At 68.0% G+C, this 26653-nt stretch carries 22 protein-coding genes and 2 pseudogenes; 15 read left to right on the top strand and 9 right to left on the bottom strand.

Going from position 1 to position 26653, the window contains the following annotated elements:
- Positions 1–61: 61 nt before the first annotated feature.
- From ACIQU6_RS05100 to ACIQU6_RS05050, 11 genes are all read left to right on the top strand, one after another.
- Positions 62–1216 (top strand): sulfotransferase family protein, encoded by a 1155-nt coding sequence (locus tag ACIQU6_RS05100; protein ID WP_403480246.1) that lies wholly within the window; start codon positions 62–64, stop codon positions 1214–1216.
- Positions 1217–1281: 65 nt separating this feature from the next.
- Positions 1282–2466 carry an ABC transporter substrate-binding protein gene (locus ACIQU6_RS05095; RefSeq protein WP_403480245.1) on the top strand — a complete coding sequence of 395 codons (1185 nt, stop codon included), beginning with the start codon at positions 1282–1284 and terminating at the stop codon, positions 2464–2466.
- Positions 2466–4103 (top strand): thiamine pyrophosphate-dependent enzyme, encoded by a 1638-nt coding sequence (locus tag ACIQU6_RS05090; RefSeq protein ID WP_403480244.1) that lies wholly within the window; start codon positions 2466–2468, stop codon positions 4101–4103. The genes ACIQU6_RS05095 and ACIQU6_RS05090 overlap by 1 nt, the downstream gene beginning before the upstream one ends.
- Positions 4104–4158: 55 nt before the next feature.
- Positions 4159–5532, top strand: coding sequence for a pyridoxal-phosphate dependent enzyme (locus tag ACIQU6_RS05085; protein WP_403480243.1), 1374 nt, complete (start codon positions 4159–4161; stop codon positions 5530–5532).
- A complete protein-coding gene (locus tag ACIQU6_RS05080) occupies positions 5532–6686 on the top strand; it encodes a Glu/Leu/Phe/Val dehydrogenase dimerization domain-containing protein (protein WP_403480242.1) in 1155 nt (384 codons plus the stop codon). The genes ACIQU6_RS05085 and ACIQU6_RS05080 overlap by 1 nt, the downstream gene beginning before the upstream one ends.
- Positions 6687–6702: 16 nt before the next feature.
- Positions 6703–8082 (top strand): adenylosuccinate lyase family protein, encoded by a 1380-nt coding sequence (locus tag ACIQU6_RS05075; protein WP_403480241.1) that lies wholly within the window; start codon positions 6703–6705, stop codon positions 8080–8082.
- Positions 8079–8837, top strand: coding sequence for an SDR family NAD(P)-dependent oxidoreductase (locus tag ACIQU6_RS05070; protein WP_403480240.1), 759 nt, complete (start codon positions 8079–8081; stop codon positions 8835–8837). The genes ACIQU6_RS05075 and ACIQU6_RS05070 overlap by 4 nt, the downstream gene beginning before the upstream one ends.
- A gap of 32 nt (positions 8838–8869) precedes the next feature.
- On the top strand, positions 8870–9781 hold the full coding sequence (gene cysD, locus ACIQU6_RS05065) for a sulfate adenylyltransferase subunit CysD (RefSeq protein ID WP_403480239.1): 912 nt from the start codon (positions 8870–8872) through the stop codon (positions 9779–9781).
- Entirely contained in the window at positions 9781–11589 is a 1809-nt protein-coding gene (gene cysC / locus ACIQU6_RS05060; protein WP_403480238.1) for an adenylyl-sulfate kinase, read from the top strand. Before cysD ends, cysC begins: the two co-directional genes overlap by 1 nt.
- 254 nt (positions 11590–11843) lie before the next feature.
- Positions 11844–13199 carry a cation:proton antiporter gene (locus ACIQU6_RS05055; RefSeq protein WP_403480237.1) on the top strand — a complete coding sequence of 452 codons (1356 nt, stop codon included), beginning with the start codon at positions 11844–11846 and terminating at the stop codon, positions 13197–13199.
- A 155-nt stretch (positions 13200–13354) separates the two neighbouring features.
- On the top strand, positions 13355–13843 hold the full coding sequence (locus tag ACIQU6_RS05050) for an LURP-one-related/scramblase family protein (RefSeq protein WP_403480236.1): 489 nt from the start codon (positions 13355–13357) through the stop codon (positions 13841–13843).
- Between the two features lie 401 nt (positions 13844–14244).
- On the opposite strand, the gene ACIQU6_RS05045 is transcribed toward ACIQU6_RS05050, so the two are convergent.
- Genes ACIQU6_RS05045 through ACIQU6_RS05035 form a run of 3 tightly spaced genes read right to left on the bottom strand, consistent with a single transcriptional unit; the run spans position 14245 to position 16170 of the window.
- Positions 14245–14652 carry an arsenate reductase ArsC gene (locus ACIQU6_RS05045; RefSeq protein ID WP_403480235.1) on the bottom strand — a complete coding sequence of 136 codons (408 nt, stop codon included), beginning with the start codon at positions 14650–14652 and terminating at the stop codon, positions 14245–14247.
- Positions 14645–15766: an ACR3 family arsenite efflux transporter gene (gene arsB / locus ACIQU6_RS05040; protein WP_403480234.1), complete on the bottom strand. Its 1122-nt coding sequence runs from the start codon at positions 15764–15766 to the stop codon at positions 14645–14647. The genes ACIQU6_RS05045 and arsB overlap by 8 nt, the downstream gene beginning before the upstream one ends.
- Positions 15763–16170, bottom strand: a complete 408-nt coding sequence (locus ACIQU6_RS05035) for an ArsR/SmtB family transcription factor (RefSeq protein WP_403480233.1) — start codon at positions 16168–16170, stop codon at positions 15763–15765. Before ACIQU6_RS05035 ends, arsB begins: the two co-directional genes overlap by 4 nt.
- 81 nt (positions 16171–16251) lie before the next feature.
- Here ACIQU6_RS05035 and ACIQU6_RS05030 point away from each other — a divergent pair.
- Positions 16252–16683: pseudogene (locus ACIQU6_RS05030) on the top strand (ArsI/CadI family heavy metal resistance metalloenzyme); the annotation flags it as partial.
- Between the two features lie 110 nt (positions 16684–16793).
- Here ACIQU6_RS05030 and ACIQU6_RS05025 read toward each other — a convergent pair.
- The 5 genes from ACIQU6_RS05025 to ACIQU6_RS05005 form a co-directional block, all read right to left on the bottom strand.
- Positions 16794–18017 carry a beta-ketoacyl-[acyl-carrier-protein] synthase family protein gene (locus tag ACIQU6_RS05025; protein ID WP_403480232.1) on the bottom strand — a complete coding sequence of 408 codons (1224 nt, stop codon included), beginning with the start codon at positions 18015–18017 and terminating at the stop codon, positions 16794–16796.
- Positions 18014–18292, bottom strand: a complete 279-nt coding sequence (locus tag ACIQU6_RS05020; protein ID WP_403480231.1) for an acyl carrier protein — start codon at positions 18290–18292, stop codon at positions 18014–18016. Before ACIQU6_RS05020 ends, ACIQU6_RS05025 begins: the two co-directional genes overlap by 4 nt.
- Positions 18293–18399: 107 nt before the next feature.
- Positions 18400–20592 (bottom strand): MMPL family transporter, encoded by a 2193-nt coding sequence (locus ACIQU6_RS05015; protein ID WP_403480230.1) that lies wholly within the window; start codon positions 20590–20592, stop codon positions 18400–18402.
- Positions 20593–20660: 68 nt separating this feature from the next.
- On the bottom strand, positions 20661–21791 hold the full coding sequence (locus ACIQU6_RS05010) for a WS/DGAT domain-containing protein (protein WP_403480316.1): 1131 nt from the start codon (positions 21789–21791) through the stop codon (positions 20661–20663).
- A 344-nt stretch (positions 21792–22135) separates the two neighbouring features.
- Positions 22136–22738 carry a hypothetical protein gene (locus ACIQU6_RS05005; protein WP_403480229.1) on the bottom strand — a complete coding sequence of 201 codons (603 nt, stop codon included), beginning with the start codon at positions 22736–22738 and terminating at the stop codon, positions 22136–22138.
- A gap of 277 nt (positions 22739–23015) precedes the next feature.
- On the opposite strand from ACIQU6_RS05005, the gene ACIQU6_RS05000 reads away from it, so the two are divergent.
- Entirely contained in the window at positions 23016–24446 is a 1431-nt protein-coding gene (locus ACIQU6_RS05000) for a pyridoxal phosphate-dependent decarboxylase family protein (RefSeq protein WP_403480228.1), read from the top strand.
- 209 nt (positions 24447–24655) lie between these two features.
- Positions 24656–24874, top strand: a pseudogene (locus ACIQU6_RS04995) (IS630 family transposase); the annotation flags it as partial.
- Positions 24875–24904: 30 nt separating this feature from the next.
- Here the strand turns inward: ACIQU6_RS04995 and ACIQU6_RS04990 are convergent.
- Entirely contained in the window at positions 24905–25651 is a 747-nt protein-coding gene (locus ACIQU6_RS04990; RefSeq protein WP_403480227.1) for an SDR family oxidoreductase, read from the bottom strand.
- A 98-nt stretch (positions 25652–25749) separates the two neighbouring features.
- Here ACIQU6_RS04990 and ACIQU6_RS04985 point away from each other — a divergent pair, with 98 nt between their 5' ends.
- Positions 25750–26652, top strand: coding sequence for a LysR family transcriptional regulator (locus ACIQU6_RS04985; protein ID WP_403480226.1), 903 nt, complete (start codon positions 25750–25752; stop codon positions 26650–26652).
- The last annotated feature ends 1 nt before the right edge of the window (position 26653 follow it).

The raw sequence follows: 26653 nt of genomic DNA, 5'->3' as shown, positions 1-26653 counted from the left end.
TCGACACCGATACGTACGACCGTCATCATTGCCGCGTCTTATCGCGATCGGGAGATTTCGCATGGGTTTAGCGGGGGAAACTCCAGCCGAACAGCCTGCTTTAAGTACGGACACGATAGTACGGACCGCGCGTCGTGTCGCCGGCGACTACGAGACAGAGTTATGCCATCTTGAGTCCTTGGAGCAGCTTGTTCGCTCTCTTGATGGAGAAGCTCGGCTGACATCGAGGGGGCGGGTCAGGGCGCAGCGGTCGCTGGTCCGAGCGCTTGTCGAGCAACTGGAGACGAGTCATCGGATAGCCGAGCGCCCCGAGATAACGCATCGGCCGTTACGGCCGATAATCATCACTGGAATGCTGCGTACCGGAACGACGTTCCTGCAGAACTTACTCGCTCAGCATCCCGATATCCGGGCCCCGGCACTGTGGGAGTTGATGGCTCCCGCCCGCCGCGATCCTCCCGAGGATCTGATCGCCCAGTGTGCGGGCTACGTCGCCGAGTACGATCGGATCGCCCCGAAGTTCAAGTACATTCACCCGCTGCACGTGGAATCGCCCGAAGAATGTCACCGGTTGACCGGGAATACGTTCTGCGATCCGATTTTCGCGCTGCGATATCGCGTGCCGAGCTATGTGACATGGCTGGATCGGCAATCTATGGTGCCGATTTACCGGTACCACCGAACGCAGTTGCAGGTTCTGCTGGACCGGATCCCCGGTGAGCACGTACTGCTGAAGGGTCCGTCGCACCTGTGGCACCTGGACGATCTGGCCGCGGTGTACCCGGACGCGGCGGTCGTGCGTATGCATCGCTCCCCCGCGGTGGCAGTGCCGAGCGTCTGCAGTCTGACCTCCGTTGTGCGCGGCGCCAGCACGGACTCCGTGGACGACCACGAGATCGGCCGTTACTGGCTGGACCGGGTCACGCCGGTGCTGGAGGGCCTGCGCCGAGGATCAGGCCCCTTCAAGCGACCTCCCCTGGACATCCGGTACGCCGACCTGGTCGCCGATCCGATGGCGGTGGCGGCGGAAATATGCGCCACCGTAGGACTTTCGCTCACCGACGCGGCGCGGCGGCGCATGAAGGACTACCTGTCCGCCGGCCCAGTAAAAAGCCAACATGCCTATGGTGCAGAGCAGTTCGGGCTCCGCACCGGCCAACTGGCCGACCGCTTCTCCGAGTACCTCGACGAGTTCGCCATTCCGCGCGAATCCTGAGATCAAGGGAGTAGAAGATGTCGCAGAGTTCTCACCTGGAGCGCGCACGTGCGTTGGTGCGCGATGTGAACGAGGACGCGGGCTCCGACCCGGTCCGGATAGGCATCGTCACCCCGTTGAGTGAGCCGGGTGACGCAACGGCGGGGGAACTGGTGGTGCGGGGTGCCTGTTTAGGTGTGGAGTATGTGCGCGAGCACGGCGGCGCTCGCGACAACCGGGGCATCGAGCTGGTGCTCTACGACGACCAGGCCACGGCGGCGACGGAGGGCATGTTCCGCTCCGCGGCAGGGCAGATGGCCAAGCTCGCACTCGTCGACGATGTGGTGGCGGTGATGGGGCAGTGGCATCTGCGGACGACCCCGTGGGTGGTCGACGTGGCGACGAAGTACAACGTCCCCATCTTCGTCGAGAACGGCTACAGCGAGATCACCGCGCAGAAGCGGCGTAACGTTTTCCGCTCGTACTTCAGCGTGGCGGACCGCGTGCCGTTGATGCTGGACTTCGCTGCCGAACTGGGCATCCGCACGGTCGGGATGGTGTGCGCCGACACCGCCTTCGGCCTCCACACCGGGGACGTTCTGGAACAGTACGGCCGTACGCGGCATGGGATGGAGTTCCTGCGCCTGGACTTCGAGCAGGACGGCACACCGGACTTCGGAGATCTGCTGGGGCAGATCCGGGACTACCAGCCGGATCTGTTCATCAACGGCGGCGTGGTGCGGACCAACTACCAGATCATGCACGCTGCGGCGGAGGCCGGCCTGCTTCCGGACACGCCGTTGATGGTCCCCTTCAGTTATCCGTTGCGGTCCAACGACTTCTGGCGGCTTGCCGGAGACGCGGGTGTCGGCGCGATGTGGCCGGCCATGCAGTACCGCCCGTCGTGGCCGGAGATGTCGGAGATCGGGCGCTGGTTCACCGAGCGCTATCGCCAGCGGTACGGGGACTTCCCGCCGGACACGGCGTTGACCCATTTCACCGACGTCACCATCGTCGCAGCCGCCAGCCGAGCGGCGCGGTCCACCGACCGCGATGACATGATCGACGCGATGGAGGCCATGGAGTTCCCGACCTGGCGTGGCCCCATCCGGTACGAGCGTGGGCCGGCCCATTGGCACCACGCGGCGCCCGATCTGGTGCTGCTGCAGTATCAGAAGCAGGGTCAGGGCTTCGACGAGTCGGCGATCGTCTATCCGTCCGACAAGGCCACGGCGCAGTACGTTCCTGCGCGCTCAGCGAACGCACGCTGATGCCCACGCCCGACCGGACGGTCGCCGGCACCATGGTGCAGAGCCTGAGGGCGCATCAGGTGGACCGGGTCTTCTGCGTGGCCGGGGAGAGCTATCTGCCGTTGCTCGACGCGCTGTACGACTGCGAGGTCGACGTGCTGGCGTGCCGGCACGAGGGGTCCGCCGGGTTCGCCGCTCTCGCCGACGCCAAGCTGACCGGCCGGGCGGGCGTGTGCCTGGTCAGCCGAGCCCCCGGCGCGGCCAACGCGGCGATCGCGGTGCACGCCGCGGCCGAAGACGCCACCCCGCTGGTGGTGTTGGTGGGCGATGTTCCCACCAAGGATCTGGGGCGCGAGTCGTTCCAGTCCGGCAGGCCGTTGAGCGATGTGGCCAAGGAGGTGTTGACGCTCTACGATCCCGCGGCCACTGGTGAGACCGTCCGGCGGGCGTTCCGGGTGGCCGAGTCGGCGACGCCGGGGCCGGTGGTGGTGCACGTACCGGAGGACGTGTTCGACCGCGGAGGGGCCGATCCCCCGGCCGGCCGGGTCGCCTTGGGGCACACGGTCCCCCACGATCGAGACTTCGAAGCGGTCCACGGTCTGCTCGCCTCGGCCCAACGGCCGCTGTTGCTGGCCGGTTCGATGCTCGACACGGCAAACGGCCGGACCCTGCTGCGGCAGGTCGCGCAGCGGCATAGTCTCCCGGTCGTCACCAGCAACAAGAACCAGCATCTGCTGGACAATCGCCACCCGTGTTATGCGGGCCATCTGCACAACTCCACGCAGCCGAAGCAGCTCGCCGAGTTCGATCGCGCCGACCTCGTCCTCGCGGTGGGCACGCGGTTGGGACAGACCACGACGAGGCGGTTGCGCTTCCCACGCGGTCCGGAGCCGGACCAGGCGCTGGTGCACGTGTACCCGGACCCGGCGCGGATCGGTCGGTATCACCGGGTCACCGCCGGGTTCGCGATGGACCCGGCGGACTTTCTCGGTCGGTTGGCCGAGGCCGGCCCACCAGGCCAGCTGCCGAACGGCCGCGGGCGATGGCGCGATGGGTTGCACGCTGTCGAGGAAGACAACGCCAGGTGGATCCCACCGGACTCGGAATCGGTGACGGTCGGTGAAATCGCGTCAGCACTGGACGAGTTGACCGCGGGCGCGGTGACGGTGGTCGTGGACTCCGGCACGTTCACCAGCTGGATCTACCGCTTCCTCCGGTTTGCCGAGAACGGCAGGCTGGTGGGGATCGATTCCAGCGCGATGGGGTTCGCCCCCGGTGCGGCGCTGGCCGTTGCGGCGCGTTCCCGCGCGGTGCCCACCGTGGTCATCGTCGGCGACGGCGGTTTCGTGATGAACGGTGGTGAGCTCGCCACCGTGTGCGAGCGCGGACTCCCCGTGGTGTTCGTGGTGTCGGACAATGCCTCGCTCGGCACCATCCGGCTGCATCAGCAGCAGCGTTACCCGGACCGTGGTATCGCCACTGATCTGGCGAACCCCGACTTCCCTCAACTGGCGGCGGCGTACGGCGCACTCGGGCTCTCCGCGACCACGGCCACCGAGGTGCGCACCGGCCTGGCCAAGGCACTCGCCCACCCGGGCCCGTCGCTCCTCGCCGTGCGCACCAGCCGCAGCATCCTGACCCCGTACCGACACCTGTGACCGTTCGCCGGTGCTGGGGATCCGATCGTCCCGACCGGCGAAGAAGGGGGGAGCAATGCGTTTCCACGACTCGATGCTTGACCTGGTCGGCCAGACACCGCTGGTGCGGCTGGGCTCCGTCGTCGACGGCTCAGGTCCCCTGGTCCTGGCCAAGCTGGAGCAGTTCAATCCCGGTGGTTCGGCCAAGGATCGGATCGCGGTCGGGATGGTCACGGCGGCTGAGCGCGACGGCAGCCTGCGTCCTGGTGGCACCATCGTCGAGCCGACGTCGGGCAACACCGGGATCGGACTGGCCCTGGTCGCCGCCCAACGCGGCTACCGGTGCGTGTTCACCTGCCCCGACAAGGTCTCGCCGAACAAGATCGCCGCGTTACGGGCCTACGGTGCCGAGGTGGTTGTCTGCCCGGCCGCCGTTCCCATGACCCACCCCCGCTTCTACCGCAACGTCGCCGCCCGGATGGCCGCCGAGATCCCCGGAGCCCATTGCATCGACCAGTACAACAACCCGGCCAATCCGGCGGCGCACTACGCCGTCACCGGGCCGGAGGTATGGGAACAGACTCAAGGGCAACTGACGCACTTCGTCGCGGGGTTGGGGACCGGTGGCACGGTTTCCGGTGTCGGCAGGTACCTGCACGAGGTGTCGGCCGGTGCGGTGCGGGTGATCGGGGTCGATCCGCTGGGGTCGGCGTACAGCGGTGACGAGGTGCGGCCGTACTACGTGGAGGGCGTCGGGCAACCGAGCATTCCCGCCGCGTTCGATCCGGCTGTTCCGGACGAGATCCTGACCATCGGCGACGCCGAGGCCATCCGGGTAACCCGCCGTCTTGCCCGGGCGGAGGGGATCCTCACCGGTGGCTCCGGGGGAATGGCTGTCGCCGCGGCGCTGCGGGTGGCCGAGCACGCCGGGCCGGACGCGGTCATCGTGGTGTTGATCCCGGATTCCGGCCGGGGGTACCTCACCACGATCTTCGACGACGGCTGGCTGGCCGGACGCGGTTTCACCGAGCCGGCCGACGGCGTGCCGGTAGCGGCCGCCGCCGGCCACGACTTTCCCGTGGTGGCACCGCAGGAACAGCTCGCGACCGCGCTGCGGCGCATGCGCGAGGCGGGGATCGACCACGTGGCGGTCAGCGCGGCCAGGCCGCCGATCCGGTTGCCGGAGATCGTGGGATTCGTCGCCCAACACGACATCGCCGTACGGGTCGCGACCGGCCAGGCGCGGTTGGACGCGCCGGTATCGGAGCACCTTGTCGCCCCGCTGCCCACGGTCGGTTGGGGCCAGCAACTCGACATCGCTGCGACGCACATCGCTGAGCACGGCGCATGTCTGGTGCTGCGCGACGGGCTCCCGGTGGCGGTGGTGACCGCCGCGGACATTGCCGCCGCGCTCGAATCCGAGCACGAGACCACAGGGAGTTCGCTGTGATGACAGACCTGATCGAGTACGGCGACCCGGTCGACGGTACCCGGGGCTGGCTGGTCTATCGCGGCACCCGGCCGCGGCTTGCCGCGGGGGGATGCCGGGTGCAACCCGGCCTGGACTCAGCCACTTTGGGCACGCTCGCCGACCGGATGGCGCTCAAGCAGCGGGTGCTCGGCATCAACGTGGCCGGAGCCAAGTGCGGACTGGACCTCGATCCCGGTGCGCCGGCCAAGAGCGCGGTGTTGGGCCGCTTCTTCGCGTTCCTCCGCGAGGAGCTGGCCACCCGCTACAGCATGGGGCCGGACATGGGGACCGGCTGGCTGGAGCTCAACCGGCATGCCGCGGCGGTCGGGCTGCCGTCGATCAAGTACGCGATCAAGACCGCCCAGCGGCTCAGCGATGACGAGTTCGGGCGGCGGATGGCCGTGCTGGAGGCGCCGGTCCGCGGGTTACCGGTGTCGGCCCGTCGCGCGGGGCACGCGCTGGCGCACGCCGCGATGGCCGCTGCCCGATGTACCGGCACGCTCACCGTTGCGCTGCAGGGGTTCGGCAATCTCGGCCGCGGGGCTGCGTGCGCGCTGCTTGAGGACGGGGCCCGGGTGGTGGCGGTCGGCGACGAGCACGGCGCTGTGGCCAACCCGGCCGGTGTGGACGTCTCGGCCATGCTCGGTTCTCCTCCCGGGACCCCGGTGCCGGCGACGGCCTCGGGCGGACAGGCAGCCCGGTTGTTCACTGTGCCCGCCGATGTACTCATCCTCGCCGGCCCCGCCGACGCACTGAACCTCGCGCAGGCGGCACAACTCCAGGTCTCGACGGTCGTGGTGGGGGCGAACTGCGGCCTCTCCGAGAGCGCCGAACAGGCTTTGGCGGCCCGGGACATCGTGGTCGTCCCCGATTTCGTCGGCGGGATCGGGGGGTCCGCCTCGATGGAGGTGCTGTTCGGTCCGCGCGAGTGTCCCGCCCCCCAACGGATGCTCGACGCGCTTGCCACCCTGATGAACGATCTCGTTGCGGACATCGTCGCGCAAGCGCGCCGCAGTGGTACCAGTCCTCGCGCCACCGCGATGCGCATGGCGGCGGACAGCACCGTCGACCCGGAATCCCCGCCGTACGGCAGTTGCCCCTATCTCCAGTCGTTCCTGTCCACCGTCCGCTGACCCGGAGGTCTCCCCCATGCCGGACCCATGTCGCCACGAACGCGGCCATATCACCGACTCGCGGTTCTTCGGCAACCGCTACTCCACCGCCACCAGCAGAGAGATCTTCTGCGACACCTGTCGAAAACAGCGTTGGCTGGACATCGAGGCGGCGCTGGCACTGGCTCAGGGCGAACTGGGCGTGATCCCGGCCGAGATCGCCGAACAGATCGCCGCCGTGGCCGACCTCGACCACGTCGACCTCGACCAGGTGCAAGCGGAGACCGAGCGCTCGGGGCACTCGCTGATCGGGCTGCTGCGCGCGCTGGAAACGGCGTGTGGACCGACCGCCGGACAGTTCATCCACTTCGGTGCGACCACCCAGGACATCCAGGACACCGGTCAGTCCCTGGAGATCAGGGACGTGCTCGACGCGCTCTCCCCGATGCTGGACGGCATCATCCGCAGCCTGACCGACACGGCGAGCCGGCACGCCAGGACGATCGGGCTGGGACGCACCCATGCACAGCCGGCGCTGCCGATGTCGTTCGGGCTCAAGGTGGCCGGCTGGCTCGACGAACTGCTCAGGCACCGGGAGCGGTTGAGCGTTCTGCGGGAGCGGACTCCGGCTGCTCAACTGTTCGGCGGGGCCGGGACGATGGCCAGCTTCGATGGTCGGGGCATGGCCACCTTGGAACGGTTCGCCGAGCGGTTGGGCCTGGTCGTCCCCGATCTGGGATGGCACGTCACCCGGGACCGGGTCACCGAGTTCGTCAGTACGTTGGCGATGGTCACGGGCACGCTGGCCCGGATAGCCGACGAGGTCCGTACGTTGTCCCGGCCTGAGTTCGGTGAGGTCGAGGAGGCGTGGTACTCCGGCAAGGTCGGCAGCAGCACGATGCCGCACAAGCGCAATCCCGAGCGCTGTGAGCAGGTCGTGGTGCTGTCCCGACTGGCCGCCGCGCAGGCGGGGTTGGCGCTGACCGCCATGGTGGGTGACCACGAACGCGATGCGCGGTCGCTGCGTCTGGAGTGGGCGTGCGTGCCCGACGTGTCACATTACTGTCTGGCCGCGGCCGAGATCGCCACGGGGATCGTCACGGGGTTGATCGTGCACCCCGACCGGCTGGCCGCCAATGTGGAGACGGTCACCGGCCAAGTCATGTCCGAGCGGCTCATGTTCGCCCTCGGTGAGCACATCGGAAAGCAGAAGGCCCACGAGTACGTCTACGAGTTGATGCAGGAGGCCCGCAGTCGTGGTCTGCCGATCCGCAAGCTGGCCGCCTCGGATCCGGTGATCACTGCGCGGCTCACCGACGCCGAACAGGAGCGCGTTTTCGAGCCGGCCAGTTACCTCGGCGAATCGCCAGAGCTGACGATGCGGGTCGTGGAACGCGCCCGTGCCACCGTCTCGTGAAGGGCGCCGAATCGGCGGACCGGGCGCCGGGGGTGGCCGTGGTGTCCGGTGCGGCGACGGGGATCGGCCGTGCCGTCACCGCCCGCCTCATCGCGAGCCGGCCGGGCGAGGTGGTCGTCGTGGGACGCAGGCCCGACAGGCTCGCCGCCCTCGCCGACCAACTCGGTTCGCGCATCGTTGCCGTCGCGGCGGACCTGAGCGAGCCGGACGGGGCACGGCGCGTGCTGACGGCAGTGGACGGACGGACGGTGGACGTTCTGGTGAACAACGCCGGAGGCAACGTCGATCCCCACCGGGTGCAGGAGTTGGACGCACTGGCTGATGCCTGGCAGGCCAACCTGCGGGCCAACGTGCTTCCCGTCGTCCTGCTGACCCATGCCCTGCTTCCGTTGCTGGCCCGACCCGGTGGCCGGATCGTCACGGTCGGGTCGGTGGCGGCGGTGCGTGGTCCGGCCACCTACGGCGGGGCCAAGGCCGCGCTGCACCCGTGGTCGGCGGAGCTCGCCGCCCAACTGGCTCGCGACCAGATCACCGTCAACCTCGTGGCCCCGGGATATGTCACGGACACCGAGTTCTACGGCGACCGGATGTCCGCGGAGTTGCACGCGGACAGGTCGAGTCGGTCGCCGATGAACCGAGGGGCCACCCCGGACGAGGTCGCCGCCACGGTCTGCCATCTCGCCGGGCCGGAGGCCGGATTCATCACCGGTCAGGTCGTTCACATCAACGGAGGAGCACTGCTGGCGCGAGCCTGACGGCGGACCGCACACACCGGAGGAACCGTTCGATGACCGAAACGTACGAGCTGTCCTACCTACAGCACCTGGAATCCGAGTCGGTGCACATCCTGCGCGAGGTCGTGGCCTCCTTGGAGCGGCCCGTGCTGTTGTTCTCCGGCGGGAAGGATTCGATGGTGCTCCTGCACCTCGCCGCCCGGGCGTTCTGGCCCGCGCCGATTCCCTTTGCCCTGCTGCACGTTGACACCGGGCACAATTTCGATGAAGTCATCGCCTTCCGCGACCGGGTGGTCGAGCGGTACGGGGTGCGACTGCTGGTGGCGCGGGTGCAGGACGATATCGACGCCGGTCGGGTGGTGGAGGAAACCGGCCCGCGTGCGAGCCGCAACCGCCTGCAGACCGTCACGTTGCTGCGCGCGATCTCCGAGCACCGATTCGACGCTGCCTTCGGTGGCGCCCGCCGGGACGAGGAGAAGTCCCGAGCGAAAGAGCGGGTGTTCAGTATTCGCGACGAATACGGTCAGTGGAATCCGAAGGCGCAACGGCCGGAACTGTGGCGCCAGTACAACGGGCAGCATCGCCCGGGCGAGCACATCCGGGTGTTTCCCCTGTCCAACTGGACCGAACACGACATCTGGCATTACATCGCGGAGCAGGAGATCGAACTGCCCTCGCTGTACTACGCGCACCGACGCCGTGTGCTGGCCCGGGACGGGATGCTGCTGGCCGAGAACGCGTTCGTGCCGTCGCTGCCGGGAGAGGAACCGTTCACCGCGTCGGTGCGGTTTCGCACCATCGGCGACGCGACATGCACCGGATGCGTCGAGTCTTCGGCGAAAACCCCACAGGAAGTGCTTGCCGAGGTAGCTGTCAGCCGCATCACCGAACGCGGTGCCACTCGCGCGGACGACAGGATTTCGACTGCTGGAATGGAAGACCGTAAACGCGAGGGGTACTTCTGATGGCGCCATTACTCAGGCTGGCCACCGCGGGCAGTGTCGACGACGGGAAATCAACTCTCATCGGGCGGTTGCTGCTGGATTCGAAAGCGATCCTTGAGGACCAACTGGCCGCGATCGAGCAGCCCGTTGGACCGGACCTCGCCGCGCTGACCGACGGGCTGCGGGCAGAGCGCGAACAGGGCATCACCATCGATGTGGCGTACCGGTATTTCGTCACGCCGAAGCGGAAGTTCATCATCGCCGACACCCCCGGGCACGTGCAGTACACCCGCAATATGGTGACCGGCGCCTCGACGGCGGACCTTGTGCTCACACTGGTCGACGCCCGGAACGGCGTGCTCACCCAGTCTCGCCGACACGCGCTGATCGCCAGCCTCCTCGGCGTCAGGCACCTGGTGCTGTGCGTGAACAAGATGGATCTCGTCGGCTGGTCACAGGAACGTTTCGAGGAGGTCCGCGACGAGTTTCTCCAGATAGCCGAACGCCTGGAGATCCCCGACGTGACGGTCATTCCCGTTTCGGCGCTGCACGGGGACAACGTCGTCCATCGCAGCACGGAGATGCCGTGGTACGAGGGCCCGCCCCTGCTTCAGCATCTGGAAGAGGTGTCCCTCACCACCGATCACCATCGGACCGACGTGCGCCTTCCGGTCCAGTACGTGATCCGGGAGGCCAACGGATACCGCAGTTACGCCGGAACGATGGCCGGCGGGATACTGCGTCGCGGCGACGAAGTCACCGTCCTGCCCAGCGGTCTCACCACCACCGTCGAAGCGCTGTACGGCCCCGGTGGAACCGACCTCGACGCCGCGTTCCCGTCGCAGGCGGTAGCGGTACGACTGACCGGCGAGCTGGACATCGGCCGCGGCGACCTGCTGTGCCGGCCACACAACCGTCCCACCACGGGGCACGACTTCGACGCGATGGTCTGTTGGCTCACCGACGCGGGCGACCTCACTCCGGGAACGCGCTATCAGCTACGGCACACCACCCGATCCGTGCGGGCCGAGGTCCGTGGGCTGGACCACCGGCTGGACATCGACACGCTGCAGCGGGACACCTCGGTGTCCGCGCTCTCGCTCAACGACATCGGGCGGGTCAGTATCCGGACCCAACAGGTGCTGAACTTCGATGCCTACCGGCACAACCGAAACACCGGCAGCTTCATCCTGGTCGACGAGACCAGCGGCAACACCGTCGCCGCTGGCATGATCGACGAAAAGGTCGCGCCGACCGCGAACATCCGGTGGCATCGTTCCAAAGTGACCCGAGGCGACCGCGCCCATGCCGGGGGTACCGTGTGGCTGACCGGACTGTCCGCGTCCGGGAAGTCCACCATCGCCATTGAGCTGGAACGCCAGTTGGTCGCTCGTGGCCGCGCCGCGTATCTCCTCGACGGCGACAACCTCCGCCACGGCCTGACCGCCGGCCTAGGGTTCAGTGCCGCCGACCGGACCGAGAACGTCCGCAGAGTGGCCGAGGTTGCCCGCCTGTTCGCGGACGCGGGCATCGTCGCCATCGTGTCCCTGATCAGCCCCTACCGCACCGATCGGGACCGGGCCAGGCAACTGCACGAAGCCGACGGCCTTCCCTTCGCCGAGGTGTACCTCGACACCCCGTTGCAAGTGTGCGAGCAACGCGACCCCAAGGGGCTGTACTCCCGGGCCCGGGCCGGGGAGATCGTGGGATTCACCGGCATCGACGCGCCCTACGAGCCGCCCTCCGATCCCGAGCTCACCCTCCACCCGCACCGCGCGACCCCAGCCGAGCTGGCCGAGCAGATCGCCACCGTCATCGGTCACTGGTGAGCCAGCCAACAGCACCGCGGGAGTGCGCCAGGGCGGCCGCCACGGCGTCACAGGATCTTGTCGCCTAACGGACACACCGATCTCAACACCCACACAGCGGGCACGCGCACAACAGCTCGACATTCCGATCACTCGCGACGGCGGCATCCAGGACCCACTCGCCGAGGCCGAACGCCCCGATCGGCAATTCGGCTGCGCCGTCTGCGAGTTGATCAAACACTCCTCTCGTCACCCATCCACTCGGGGGCCCACCTGTGCTCGCGTCCGTTCCAATCCCACCTCTGACATCGCACCAGGTCCTGGTCTTCCTCCTCCAGATCGCGATCCTGCTGTTCCTCGCACTGTGCCTGGGGCGCCTGGCAAACCGGTTCGGCCTGCCGGCCGTGGTCGGCGAGTTGCTCGCGGGAGTGCTGATCGGGCCATCGCTGCTGGCGCAACTCGCCCCTGGCTTCTCGGAATGGCTGCTGCCTCGTGACACTGCGCAAATGCATCTACTCGACGCGGTCAGCCAGTTGGGAGTACTCCTGCTCGTCGGCATCACCGGCGTCCAGGTCGACCTGCGCGTCCTGCGGCGGCGACGAGCAACGGCGATCCGCGTCAGCCTCGCCGGCTTACTGGTCCCCCTGGCACTGGGGGTGGCCACGGGCTACGTCCTGGTCGACGCGCTGATTCCCAGCGGAACCGATCGGACCGTCTTCGCCCTGTTCTTCGGCGTCGCCATGTGCGTCAGCGCTATCCCTGTCATCGCGAAGACGCTCACGGACATGGGCCTGCTCCACCGCGACGTCGGGCAACTCACCTTGGCCGCGGGAACCATCGACGATGCGGTCGGCTGGTTCCTGCTGTCGATCGTGTCGGCGATAGCCACCACGGGGTTGCACGCAGGCAGCATCTCCCTGTCGGTTGTGTACCTCGTGGGTTTCGTCGCGGCGGCCTGGTTCCTCGGCCGCCCCGTCGTCCGGTTCGTCCTGCGCCTTGCCGCTCGCTCGTCCGAACCAGGCACGACCATCGCTGCCGCGATCGTCATCATTCTGCTGGGTGGCGCGAGCACCCAGGCGCTCGGCATGGAAGCCGTCTTCGGCGCGTTCGTCGCCGGCATCGTGATCGGCGCCTGCGGCGCCGCCGACCCCGCCCGACTCGCGCCACTGCGCACCTTGGTGAAGTGGGTCCTGGCCCCTCTCTTCCTGGCCAGCGCCGCCCTGAGAATGGACCTCACCGCGCTGCGTCACGTGGAGGTACTGGTTGCCGCGATCGTGGCCCTGTTCATCGCTGTCCTCGGAAAGTTCGCAGGCGCGTACATAGGCGCTCGTGCCAGCCGACTCACCAACTGGGAAAGCCTGGCGCTGGGGGCGGGGATGAACGCTCGCGGTGTGGTGCAGATGGTGGTCGCCACGGTCGGCCTGCGCATCGGCGTGCTGGATACCGCGTCGTACACCATCGTCCTGTTCGTGGCCATCGCGACCTCGGTGATGGCCCCTCCCCTGCTGCGCATGACCATGGCGCGGGTTGAACACAGCGCCGACGAGCAACTACGCAAGGACGAGCACGACGAGGCATGGTCGACACCAACAGCCGTCGAACCGACACAGAAGGCCGACCGGAACGCCTGAGCCGGGCGGCGTGGACGACGCTGGCAGAGGGACAACTGCCCAGCGGGGTCGGCCGCGTGGGGTGGCGTCTCCTCGGATACAGATCCTCGCTACGCTCTGGGCCAGCACGGGGCCACCGGCTGGCCTGACACGAACGATCTGGACGGGGATTTTCCATGCGCTACCTGGTACGCGATCGCATGTTGGCCTTCCACGAGGAAGCCTGGATCGAAACCGAGCACCGGGAGAAGCTGTACAAGGTCAACAGGAAGTTCCTGCGCCTGCGGACCACCTTCGACTTCGTGGACACCCAGGGCTACCAGGTCGCCAGCATCGTCAAGAAGGCCCTCACCCTCCACCACACCATCCTGATCAAACAGAACGACGAGGTGGTGGGCTGGATCAGCAAGCGGACGTTCAGCCTCTTCGGCGACCGGTTCAAGGTCAGTCTGCGCGACGGGCGGCGGCTGCGGATAGTCGGGAACTTCTGGGACCGGGAGTTCGACATCCAACACGACGGCACCACCCTGGCGCGCATCTCCCGGCGCTGGTTCAGCATCCGTGACGCGTACGCCGTCGACGTGATGGGCCCGCAGGACGACACGTTGCTGGTCATCCTCGCGGTGTGCGTCGACCACACCCTCCAGGACCTCAAGGACGAATAGCTCGCCAAGCCCTGAGCTCGCCCCTGTCGGGTTCCGTGATCTGGAGGTCAAGTCCCTTTCCTGACCGCGCAGATGGCGCGCGGGCGAGCAACCGGGGCGGGGTACGACGGCGATGCCGCGCCGTCGCGACGGGGTGAGTTCCGCCTCTTCACCGCACATATCGCTTCGCCGGGCGGTCTGCTCAACGCGGCGCCGCCCTTGACCCGGGCCCCGTATCCCCAAGTTCCCGAATACCTTGCGCACTTGGCGATCGAGGATATGAGCCTGTTCTTGGAGGGGTATGTGGGCGACTGGATCACCTTGGGCACAGAGGCAACCCTGCAGTCGTTGCCTCCACCTCCTCGCGGTGGTGCTAACGGCGATCAGCCTGCCCTGGTCGGCCCGCAGTCGGCCTGCGCCGGTCAGCCGGTGAGCTCGGCCAGCAATTGGCCGATGCGGCTTTGGATCGCGTCCCTGATGGGACGGACAGCCTCGACGCCTCGGCCCGCGGGGTCCTCCAGCTTCCAGTCCAGATACTGCTTGCCGGGGAAGACCGGGCAGGCGTCGCCGCAGCCCATGGTGATCACCACGTCGGACACCTGAACGGCCTCGACGGTCAGCACCTTGGGCGTCTGGGCGGACAGGTCGATACCGACCTCGGCCATCGCCTCGATCACGGCCGGGTTCACCGCGTCCGCGGGAGCGGAACCGGCCGAGCGGACCTCCACCCGGTCGCCGGCGAGGTGGGTGAGGAACGCGGCGGCCATCTGGGAGCGTCCGGCGTTGTGGACACAGACGAACAGCACCGACGGCTTGCGGGCCTCAGTCACGGGCGGACTCCTTGGGCGCGACCGGCTCACCGGCGAGGTCGGGGGTGTTGGGGAACAAGCGGCGGGCGGCGAGGGCGACGTAGACCAGGCCGATCAGCACGGGCACCTCGATGAGGGGGCCGACGACGCCGGCGAGGGCTTGTCCGGAGGTCGCGCCGAAGGTGGCGATGGCGACGGCGATGGCGAGTTCGAAGTTGTTGCCCGCGGCGGTGAACGCCAGCGTGGTGGCCTTGGGGTAGCTCAGGCCGACTGCCTTGCCCAGGGCCATCGACCCGGCCCACATGACGGCGAAGTACACCAGCAGCGGCAGGGCGATCCGCGCGACATCAAGGGGTTTGGAGGTGATCGCGTCACCTTGGAGGGCGAAGAGCACGATGATCGTGAACAGCAGCCCCCACAGGGCGAACGGCCCGATCCGGGGGATGAGCTTCGTCTCGTACCAGGTGCGGCCCTTGGTCTTCTCGCCCAGGCGCCGGGTGAGGAAGCATGCGGCGAGGGGGATGCCGAGGAAGATCAGCACGCTGCGGGCGATCTCCCACACCGAGACGTTCAGCCCGGTCTGCTCAAGCCCGAGCCAGCCGGGCAGGACCGAGAGGTAGAACCAGCCGAGCAGGCTGAACGCGAGGACCTGGAAGACGGAGTTGAGCGCGACGAGGACGGCGGCGGCTTCGCGGTCGCCGCAGGCCAGGTCGTTCCAGATGATGACCATGGCGATGCACCGGGCCAACCCGACGATGATCAACCCGGTCCGGTATTCCGGCAGATCGGGTAGGAAGAGCCAGGCCAGTGCGAACATCACGGCAGGGCCGACGATCCAGTTGATCACCAGCGAGGGGATCAGCAGGCGGCGGTCGCGGGTGACGGTGTCCAGGCGGTCGTAGCGGACCTTGGCCAGTACTGGATACATCATCACCAGCAGGCCAAGCGCGATCGGCAGCGAGACACCGGTGACGGTGACCTTCGCCAGCGCGTCGCCGAGCCCCGGGGCGAGGCGGCCCAGGCCGAGGCCGGCGGCCATGGCCAGCAGGATCCACGCGGCCAGGAAGCGGTCCAGGAACGACAGCCGGTCGGCTACCGGCCCGGCCGCAGTCTCGGTGATGTTCTTCGTGGTCACGAGGTGGCCCCCGTGGAGGTCTCGGTCTGCGCCTGGTCGTGCAGGGGTTGGCCGGCAGGACGGAGAAGGATCCCGGCGAGACGGTCGGTCATCTCGGGCAGCAGCCAGTAATACACCCACGTCCCGCGCCGTTCGCAGTCGATCAGCCCGGCCTGCCGCAACAGCTTGAGGTGGTGGGAGATCGTCGGCTGCGACAGGTCGAACGCAGGCGTCAGATCACACACGCACACCTCACCGCCGGCCCGTGAGGCGATCATCGACAGCAGTCGCAGCCGCACCGGATCCCCCAGCGCCTTGAAGACCTTCGCCAACTCGGCGGCCTGGTCCTCATCCAGCGGTGCAGTCAACAGCCCCGGGCAGCACTCCTGGGACTGGTCGAGTGCCTCAAACTCTTGATTCGACATACTTCTATATTGACGAACCTGAAATCAGGGCGCGAGATTGTATTGATACATATCAATGCAACGTGATGGGAGGCCCTCAGGTCCCGCGTCCAGCTCGCCCTCAACGTCCCCGACCTCGAAGCGTCGGTGGAGTTCTACTCCAAGCTCTTCGGTACCGAGCCGGCCAAACGCCGCCCTGGCTACGCCAACTTCGCCATCGCCGAGCCGCCGCTGAAGCTCGTCCTGATCGAAGGCGAACCCGGCCAGGAGACCCGCCTGGATCACCTCGGCGTGGAGGTCACCTCCACCAAGCAGGTCACCGCAGCAACCGACCCCCTCAAGGAAGCAGGACTCGCGACCTTCGAGGAGAACGACACCTCCTGCTGCTACGCCCTCCAAGACAAGGTCTGGGTCCACGGCCCCGGCAAGGAACCCTGGGAGGTCTACGTCGTCAAGGCCGACGCCGACCAGATGGGCAACGCCCCCGCCCTGGAAGGCGACGCCTGCTGCCCCGAAGGCCAACCCGCAGCCTGACCCCCGGACTACGACATCCCCGAAGGCGGTGGTCTGCCGCTGGTGGCAGGCCCGGGGCCGGCACGACTCCGGGCGCCTTTCGCCCGGCCCGCTCAAGCACCTCGGAGGTGCTACGGCGTTCGGAAGGCCAGGACCGCGTTCTGACCGCCGAAGCCGATGGAGTTGCTGAGTGCCGCGCGCAGGCGCTGGGAGCGGGGGGCCTTGGTGACGACGTCCAGGTCGATGTCGGGGTCGAGGCAATCGAGGTTGGCAGTCGGCGGGATGGTCTGGTGTTGCAGGCTCAGTACGGTGACGGCGGCCTCGATGCCGCCCGCGCCGCCGATCGAGTGTCCAAGGATGCTTTTGTTTGCCGTGACCGGCGGCGGTGTGCCGAAGACCGAGCACAGAGCGCGCGCTTCGGCCAGATCGTTCTGCTGAGTGGACGTCCCGTGGGTGTTGACGTGGTCGATGTCCGAGGTCGACAGGGCGGCATCGGCGAGTGCGGTGCGGATGGCCCGTACCACTCCTTGGCCCTCCGGAGCGGGCGAGGTGAAGTGGTAGCCGTCGGCGGAGGCTCCGTATCCGGCAACGAGGGCACGGACCAGCGCATTTCTGGCGTGAGCGTCTGCCAGCCGTTCCAGGACGAGGACGCCCGCACCCTCGCCCAGCACGAACCCGTCCCGGTCCGCGTCGAACGGCCGGCACGCACCGGCGGGGTCGTGCACCCTGGTGGACAGGGCTCCCATCTGAGCGAAACCGGCCGCGGCCATGGGGAAGCAGACGCTTTCGCTGCCGCCGGTGATCGCGATGTCGCACGCTCCGGAGACGAGCAGGTCGCGGGCGACGCCGATGGCTGTGCTCCCGGACGCGCAGGCGGTGGAGGTGACCAGGCTGGGACCGAGTGCCTGTACGTCCGCGCTGATTTCCCCGGCGAGCATGTTGGCCACCGTACGTGTGATGCACAAGGGGGAAATCGCCTTGTGCCGACCGTTGTTGAGCAGGTCGTAATCCTTTGAGACTTGGTCGTTGCCGCCGTTCCCGTTGCCGAGGACCACGGCGACGCGGACCCCGTCCCAGGCGGTGGGGTCCCATCCGGCATCGGTGACCGCTTCACGGGTGGCGACCAGCCCCATCTGGATGAACCTGTCGATACGCCAGCTCAACCGGCGCCCGAGAAGGGCCGCGGCGTCGAAGTCGGTCACCCGGCAGGAGATGTCCACCGGAAGGCCGGCCAGTTGCTCGTCCGTGGCGGCCAGTGACCGGCCGGAGAGCAGCCCGTCCCACGTCGCCTGGACACCGATCCCGGCCGGGGTCACCAGCCCCAGCCCGGTGACCGCGACATCCACCGCCGTCATGGGGTCGGTACGTCCTGCCGGGCGGTGTCCGTGCCCACAGCCTCCCCGCCGGTGCGCCGCTGCTCGACGACCTGACAGAACTCCCCGAAGGTCGGCTTGACGTCCTCCTGCGTCAGTTTGACGCCGAGCCGGTCCTCGATGATCACGGTGAGCTCGACGATCGAGAGCGAGTCGAGTTCCAGGTCCTCGAACGTGGCGCTGGGCTTGATGATGTCTTCGGGCACGCCCATGTGGTTGGTGAGTTGGGCGGCGATGAATTCGTACGTGGTGGTCATCAGTGTCCCTCATGAAGTGAGTGCGGATGGTGGGTGGTTGGGCGGTGGGGAGGTTGCAGGGGGAGGTCGTTCGGTGGTGGGGCGAAGAGACGTTGCGGGCCCATGCATCACCTCCTGACTTGACGTGACGTTCGTGGTGGTCGGTGCGGCATACGGACCCTGGCCAGCCGGGACAGGACGAGGGCACGTACCTCCAGGAGCGGAGCGGGGGCCCACCAGTTCCACCGGCCTGCCAGGCCCATGAGGGCCGGCACGATCAGGCACCGTACGAGCGTGGCGTCGATGGCGACCGTGAGAGCCAGGCACACCCCGAGTTCCTGCAGAACGGCCAGCGAGGAGGCAGCCAGCGCGCCGAGGACGATGACGATGGCGAGCGCACCGACGGTCACCAGCCGTCCGGTGCGCTGCAACCCGGTGACGATGGCCCGTTCGTTGTCCCCGGTGCGCAGGTACTCCTCGCGGATGCGCGCCACCAGGAAGACCTCGTAGTCCATGGACAGTCCGAACGCGATGCAGAACACCACCGCCGGAATCAGCGGATCGACATGGCCGGTGGCGGTGCCGCCCAGGAGCCGGGACAGGTGTCCCTCCTGGAAGAGAGACACCATGGCGCCGAACGCCACGGTCAGGCTCAGCAGGTTCATGACCACGGCCTTGATCGGGACGAGCACGCTCCCCGTGAAAAGGAACAGCAGCACCCCGACGGCGGCGATGATCAGCGCGGCGGCCCAACTCAGGTGCCGTGCAAGGGTCTCCTTCATGTCCACCAGCGCGGCCGTCTCCCCTGCCACCAGTACCGGGCCCGCTCCCTTTTGCGCCCGGACGGTGCCGACCAGCCGTTGAGCCGTCGCACTGTACGGTCCGGCCTGTGTGGTGAGGGAGTACCAGGTTCCGCGCCCTACGCTGCCGGCAGGCCGGGCGGGCTGCGCGGTGAGGCGGTGGCCGTCGCGGAACTTCCCCTCGGCGCCCATAACCAGGTCGACGCCCGCCAGGCGGGAGAGGGTCCGGCCCATACGGTCGGCGGCCGGGGAGCCCGCCGGGATTTCGGGGGTCAACGCCGTGAGCGTGGTCCCGTTCAGCAGCGGGAACTCGGCGCGCGCCCGCTCTGCGGCGAGGCGCGGAGCCGCGTCGCGGGGCAGCCAGTCCTCGTCCATGAACCCCATGCGCGCCCCGGTGGCAGGCAGGGCGAGGAGTACGAGGAACGCGGACACGGTGATCAGTACGGCCAGTGGGCGCCGCAGTACCGCGCGGGCCAGTCGTTCCCAGAAGTCCGGAGCACCGGCGTCCCGGGCTCGCCACCACCGCACGCGCACGGAGCGGCGGCTCAGGCGGTGCCCGAAGAGCGCGAGCAGTGCAGGCTGGACGACCAGTGCGGCGACGCCGGCCAGGAATACCACCGCCACGGCACCGGCGCCCAGCGAGCGGTGGAAGGGCGTGGGAAAGAACAGCAGCGCGCAGAGGGACAGCGTCACCACGGCTACCGAAACCGCGACCGTGCGGCCTGCCGAGCGCACGGTGGCGCGCACCGCGTCCGACACCTCCAGACCGCGGTCCAGTTCCTCTCGGAAGCGGCTGACCATGATCAGGCTGTAGTCCACCGCCAGCCCGAATCCCAGGGCGGTGAGGATGTTGAGTGCGAAGACGTTCACCGCATAGTGCCGCGCCAGCAGGTTGAGGACGGCCATCGCGCCGGTGACGCTGATCAGCCCCATGGCGAGTGGCAGCGCGCAGGCCAGCACCGAGCCGAACACCACCAGGAGCACGGCGGAGACCAGCGGAACACCGATCATCTCGGAGCTGACGAGGTCGCGGCGGCTCTGCTGTTCGGCGTACCGGTTGAAGGACAGCCGTCCGGACGCCTCCACGGTCAACGGAGGCCGAGCACCGGCGTACTTGCGGATCAGGCGCTGCGCGGTACGTGTCATCTGCTGGTCGTCCCCTGCGATGGCGAGCGTCAGCAGGGCGGCGTGTCGGTCGGCCGACAGCAGGGACGGGGTGGGTGGGGACCAGGGGGCGCGCACGAAGACGACACCGGGTTCGGCGGCCAGTTCGGCGACGAGCCGCCGACCGGCCGCCGAAGCCTGCCGCCCGTCCACCGCACCCGTCGATCGGGCCACGAACATCAGCTTCGGGGTCCCGGATCCGTAGCGCTGCGTCAGCAGCCGTTCCGCGCGGCTCGACTCGGCCGACTGATCGAAGTATCCGCCGTCCACCAGGCGTCCGTGCACGCCGCTGGCAGCGATACCGGAACCGAGTACGGCCAGGAGAGCCAGGGCCAGGATCAGCCATCGGTACGTCAAGGCCCAGTGTCGAGGGCGCGTGACGGGCCGCTCCCTCCTCTGCTCTTCGACCGCTTCTCTGCTCATCATCACAGCCCGGCGCGCGCCGTCATCTCGTCCAGCTCATGCATCCACAGCTGCACCAGGCCGTCGCAGCCGCCGACTGTCCGGTCCGCGACGAAGCAGATCTGTGCGGTGGTGGCATAGCTGGAAAAGCATGTCGCGAGCGCGTGGCCGGCCGGGAGGAGATTCAGTGGCATGACGTCGGTGATGACCCGGTCACCGAGGCGGAGACGCTGCTCGGGTCCGGGAACGTGGGAGGCCAGTACCGTCGTGCTCCGCGGGTGAAGATCGAGTTCGAGGAGCCAGCGGCCCAACCGGTCGGGAACCATCCGTCCCAGGGCGCCGGCGTGGGGATTGAACAGCGACGAACGGACCTTGCGTGTACGGGCTTTCACGTACTCCAGTCGCTCAACGGGATCGTCCAGGCCGACGGGCAGCCGTACCGCCGCGCCTAGCACCGCGTTTCCCCTCTTGCCTGCATTGTCCCGCCGCCGCAGGGTGACCGGCACCATCATGCGCATCGGTTGCCGGCACAGCGGCCGGCCGCGTTCCTCGGCCCAGCTCTTGAGCGCGCCGGCCAACGCCGACAGGTACAGGTCGTTGGGGGTGGCTCCGTGTGCGGCGGCGACTTTCCGGAAGCGGGCCAGCTCCACGCTGCCCCACGCATAGTGCAGCTTGCCTGTCAGCGGAAAGCCGTCCGGTACGAGTCGAGCGGCCCGGCGCAGCCCGCCCAAGGCGTCGATGCCTTCGCGGACGGCGGTTGCCAGTTCGGCTGCGGGGCCCCGGCGGGCCGTTGGGCCGGACGGCGGGACGACTGCCCTTGAGGAGGCGGCAGGCTCACTGAGGGTGCCGCGGAAGAGTTCGCTGAGCAGCATGCCGTCGAAGTGCGCATGATGTCCTCGCAGCACGACCGCGAATTCGTCGGGGGCGTAGCCGTGCAGAATCCACACTCCCCAGAGGCGTTCCGGCAAGGGGGCCGCGGCCAGATCGCCCAGCGCGACGCGCAGTCCGTCCAACTGTGTCCCCGCGGCGACGGGCATACGAAAGACATGGTCTGCGGCGGCGAACGGGGTCCCTGTCCCTCTGCCGGACCCATCTGGTGGTGCTGCTGCGAGTTCCGGATAGCGGGCTACCGCGAGGTCCACCAGGAGACACATTTCCTCGTGGTCGGGCACGTCCCCCGTGATGCGGCTGACACCCCCCACCGCGACCGATGTGCCCGGGTGCGCCGCTGCGTAGTCGAAGAAGGCTCCCTTCCATTCCCTGACGCCGGCCTGCCGCCCTGCTGTGGGAACCGACTCCTGCCCGGCAGTGGCCCAACGAAGGACATCTCGGAGACCCATCTCGATCCCTTCCTGAAAGAGGACGAGGATGTGAACGCAAATCAATATGCCGGTCCGTCAGATATTGCTGCTCATCGAGGACCGGGCCGGACGTGGTGTGTCAGAGAGTCGGCATCCGCCGCACTCGTCGCTGGCAACACCCGGTACAACTCAAGGACCTAAAGAAGCCGGCTGCGATGCGAGGCGAGTTTACCGAGAGTATCCAGGGAGTTTCCCGATCCCCCCATAAGCGAGGAACCGTCCCCTATGAAGCGTTCGCATACGCCGATGTGTGCGGCGTACACCTCGTCCACGGCTTCCAGCAGTTGCCGGCGTATTTTGCAGGAATCCCTGCATATTTCACTGTGCATTGCACCCCAGGCACGCAATCGGGTGATGAGCACGCGGTGATCGGCCGACCAGAATCCGGAGAAGCCTTGGCCGGAATGTTGGGACGGCTCCATGGAAGGCCGCACGATGCGCTCATACGCGGACCGGGAAAAGGAGGCGGTCAGGCGCATGGCGGAGGCGCTCGCACGCAGGAAGACCCGAGTGGCCTCAACCCCCACCCCACAGGAACGGGCGTGCGGTGCCGCCAACGCGTCCTGCAAACCCACGATGGCCGCTTGGGTGAGCGTGAAAAACAGGCGGTGCCCGTGTATCCAGCGCTGCTGAGCGGACGCATTCGGCGTCAGACCCGGTTTCGCGACGGGAGCCAGACGGGTTACCTCCAGAGCCTGATGGAGCGCCGGTTCGGCGGCGGCCTCGGGCAACGAGGCCATTGCGCTCACCGTGGCGGCCAGCGCCTCAGAGAGCAGCAGGGCGGCCGGTGCACCGGATACCCGGATGACGCCGAAAAAGGCGTCGTAATCGGCTTCCCGCGGGTCGGGCAGCGGACACCGGACCGAGCGAACCGGGGGGCCTTCTCGAACGGGTGAACGCCACAGTGACTCAAGCTTCTCGGGTAGCTGCTCCGGGGCGGGAAGCCGGAGTTCGACACGGCTAGGGCACATAAGCGACACAATAGACAAGGCATAATAAGGTCGCTACTTTCGCGTTATGGATGACGCGTTTGAAGCGGCGGTAAAAACGGCCACCAGACAACTGGTCGCCCATTGGCGGGCATTGGCAGCCCGCCAGGTGCCGGTCACCCCACCGTGCGAACCCGGCTCGCTGCTCACCGCACTGCCGTCGACGCCTCCCGAGCAACCGGAGAGCCTCGGGGAACTGCTGGCCGACACCTGGAAGGTCATCGTCCCGGGCCTGACCCATTGGCAGCATCCGGCATTCCTGGGCTACTTCCCGACCAGCAACTCCCCGGCGTCCGTGCTCGCCGAGTACGTCACCGCCGGGCTCGGCGTACAGGGCATGATGTGGTCGACATCGCCGGCGGCCACGGAGCTGGAGCAAGTGGTCACGGACTGGTTGGCCCAGGCCCTCGGCCTGCCGGAAATCTTCCACCATTCGAGTGGCCGCGGAGGCGGAGTCATTCAGGACTCCGCCTCATCGGCGGTACTCGTGGCCACTGCGGCGGCCCTTCAACGGGCGTCGGAGGGGCGATGGCGTACATCCGGAACCGAGGGCCGCTACCGGATGTACTGCACCGAACGGGCCCACTCCTGCGTCCCCAAGGGCGCCCGGCTCGCCGGCCTGGGCGAACCGCAGCTCATCGCGACACTGCCAGGCACCGGCCGGATGGATCCCGCCGCGCTCAGCGCGCGGATCGACGCCGACCGGGCGGCCGGCTTCATCCCCGCCATCGTCGTCGCTACCGTCGGCACCACCGATACCTGCGCCGTGGACCCCGTACCGGACATCGGACAGCTGTGCCGGCGAGAAGGCGTGTGGTTGCACGTGGATGCCGCCTACGCGGGGTCCGCGACACTGTGCCCGGAATACCGACACCTCATCGACGGCATCGCCCTCGCCGACTCCTACGCCGTCAACGCTCACAAGTGGATGCGTACGGGGACCCCGTGCGATGTCATGTGGACATCCGACCGTGCCGCACTCATCGACGCCATGAGCATCACCCCCTCATACCTGCGGAATCCTGCGACCGACTCCGGCCAGGTCGTGGACTTCCGCGACTGGCAGGTGCCCCTCGGCCGCCCGATGCGGGCCCTCAAGCTCTGGTACGTGATGCGGGCCCACGGCGTAGACGGCCTGCGCAACGCCATCCGTCACGACATCCGCCTGGCGACCCAGCTGGCCCGCCTCATCACGGCCGCGCCCGGGTTTCACCTGGAGGTGCACGAGCTGGGCCTGGTCGTCTTCCGTCGCGACACCGACGACAACACCCGTGAACTGCTCTCCCGTCTGCAAACCGACCCCACGCTCCTGTGCACCCCCACAAGCGTCAACGGCCGCCCCGCCGTCCGGGCCGCCTTCGGATCTCCATATGTCGATGCGGACACGCTGAACTACGTCTGGAAACGGATCCGCACCCACGCCCAGTGCCCGGAGAGCGTCTCGGCCGTCCCTTCGTGACACCGCGGTGTATGACGCCATCTCAGACCTCGCGATCACGTCGCAGAGGCCGGATTCGATATCGGTGTGGCGACCGCCTGGTGGCGAAGTCCCCCGTTTCCAGGTCCGACTACTGTCGACCCAAAACGGTTTGGGGTTCCATGCGAGGGTGTTGCGGATGCGCGGCCGCCGAAGTGGCCGTGGGTGAGGCGCGGTTGGCGTTGACGGCGATCGAAGCCCACCTCGGGCCGCTGCGACAGTTCACCATCGCCAACTCCAACCACCGCGACCACACCGCGCAGACCCGAGCCCTGCACGCCTCTCTACGCTGGCGAAACCAGAACACCCGCCATCCCGGCGTGCTGAACGCTCAACGCCGCAAGCGCGCCCGCATCCGCAGCGAGAAGGACGTCCGCTGGGGCGGTCGCCCCCTCTTCGCCGCGCCCTGACGCCCCGGCGAACCTGTGCGGTCAGAGCACCTAGAGTTGCGAAGCCCCTCCGTCGACAGGGAACTCCGTTCCCGTCGAGAAGGTCGCATCGAACGCCAAGTACGCCACTGCGGCGGCCACTTCCTCGGACGTCCCCAGCCGCTGCATCGGGTTGGTGCTCCGGTAGGTGTCCTTCATCGCCTCGACGACGTCGGCGGGCAGCGAGGAGCGGTCCAGGATGCCCGTGTCGATAGGGCCGGGGCTCACGGCATTGACGCGCACCTTGCGCGGAAGTAGCTCGCGAGCCAGGGTGCGCGTCATCGACCGCAGGGCTGCTTTGCTCGCCGAGTAGACACTGAGCGCGTCGAGGCCCCGGACGTTCACCACCGACGTGGTGAGGACCACGCCGCTTCCCTCGCGCAGCAGCGGCGCCAACGCCTGCACCGTGAAGTACGGGCCCTTGGCGTTGATGCCGAACAACTCGTCGTACATCTCCTCCGTCGTCGAGTCGAACGGCGCGGACGCAGTGACGCCGGCGTTGACGAACAGCGCGTCCACCGCGCCGAACCGCTCCTGGACCGTGCCGGCCAGCGCCTTGATGTCCTTCAGGGACGCGGCGTCGCTACGGACGGCGATCGCCTTGTTCCCCAACTGCTCCAGCGCGGCGTCCAGAGTGGATCCGGTGCGGCCGGTGATCAGTACGTGCGCCCCACCGTCCGCGAACAACTGGGCCGTAGCCAGGCCGATACCGCTGCTTCCGCCCGTGATCACGATCTTCTTGCCGTCATAAGTGGTCATGCCCTCCAGTCAAATATCCACCGCACCCCCTGTCCAAGACCTGTTTCGTATGCCGTCATGTCACAGGCGCATGGCGGCGCGCAACGTACCCTGGGCGAATGGACGTTGATCTCCGGCTCGTGCGCTATTTCACGGTCGTGGCGGAGTACGGCAACTTCGGCCGGGCCGCCACCAAGCTGCACTTGGCGCAGCCTTCGCTGAGCCGCCAGATCCAGCGACTGGAAGCGCAGCTCGGTGTCCGGCTTTTCGACCGCTCGCCGCAGGGCAGCAGCCTCACCGATGCCGGTCAGGCATTCCTTCCCAGGGCCCGGATGCTGCTCCAAGAGGCCGAGCAAGCCGCTCACTTGGCCAGAGCCGCCGTCCAGCCCCGTACCCTCACCGTCGGCTATACCGAAGGGCTGGTGATCACCGCCTGTGTGCAGGAACTGCGCCGCCGGCACCCCGACTGCCAGGTCCGCACCCGGCACCTCGACTGGCGGGACACGCACGCCCTCGCCGAGGGGCGGGTCGACGCTCTCGTCGCATACAGACCCCTGCCCTTGCCCACGGACGGCTTCCGGGTGACCGAGCTCCACGAGGAGTCGCGGGTACTCGTGACGTCGGCGAGTCATCGTCTGGCGAACGAGAAAACCGTCAGCCTGCGGGCTCTGTCGGACGAGCAACTGGTGGACTGCGTCAGCACTCCGGTTGTCTGGAGCACGCCCAAGCCGGTAGGCGACCGCCCGGCACCGCCCCCGCCCTCAATCGACGACAGCTACGAGGACAAGCTGGAACTCATCGCCACCGGCCACTGTGTCGCGATCTTCCCCGCCGGCGATCGACGCGCTGCTGTGCGCGAGGACATCGCCCTGGTGCCCGTCATCGACATCGATCCCTGCGAAGTCGTGCTCGCCACGCGCGCCGACGATCCCAACCCGCTGCTCGGATCACTGGAAGACGTCGCACGTACATTGCTCGGCACAGCCTCCCGACGGGAGAACGACGAACTGCCGGTCAACTGAC

This window comes from Streptomyces sp. NPDC090442 (genome assembly GCF_044769405.1).
In the GTDB taxonomy this organism is placed as follows: domain Bacteria; phylum Actinomycetota; class Actinomycetes; order Streptomycetales; family Streptomycetaceae; genus Streptomyces.
This window is presented reverse-complemented; position numbering and strand designations above follow the sequence as displayed.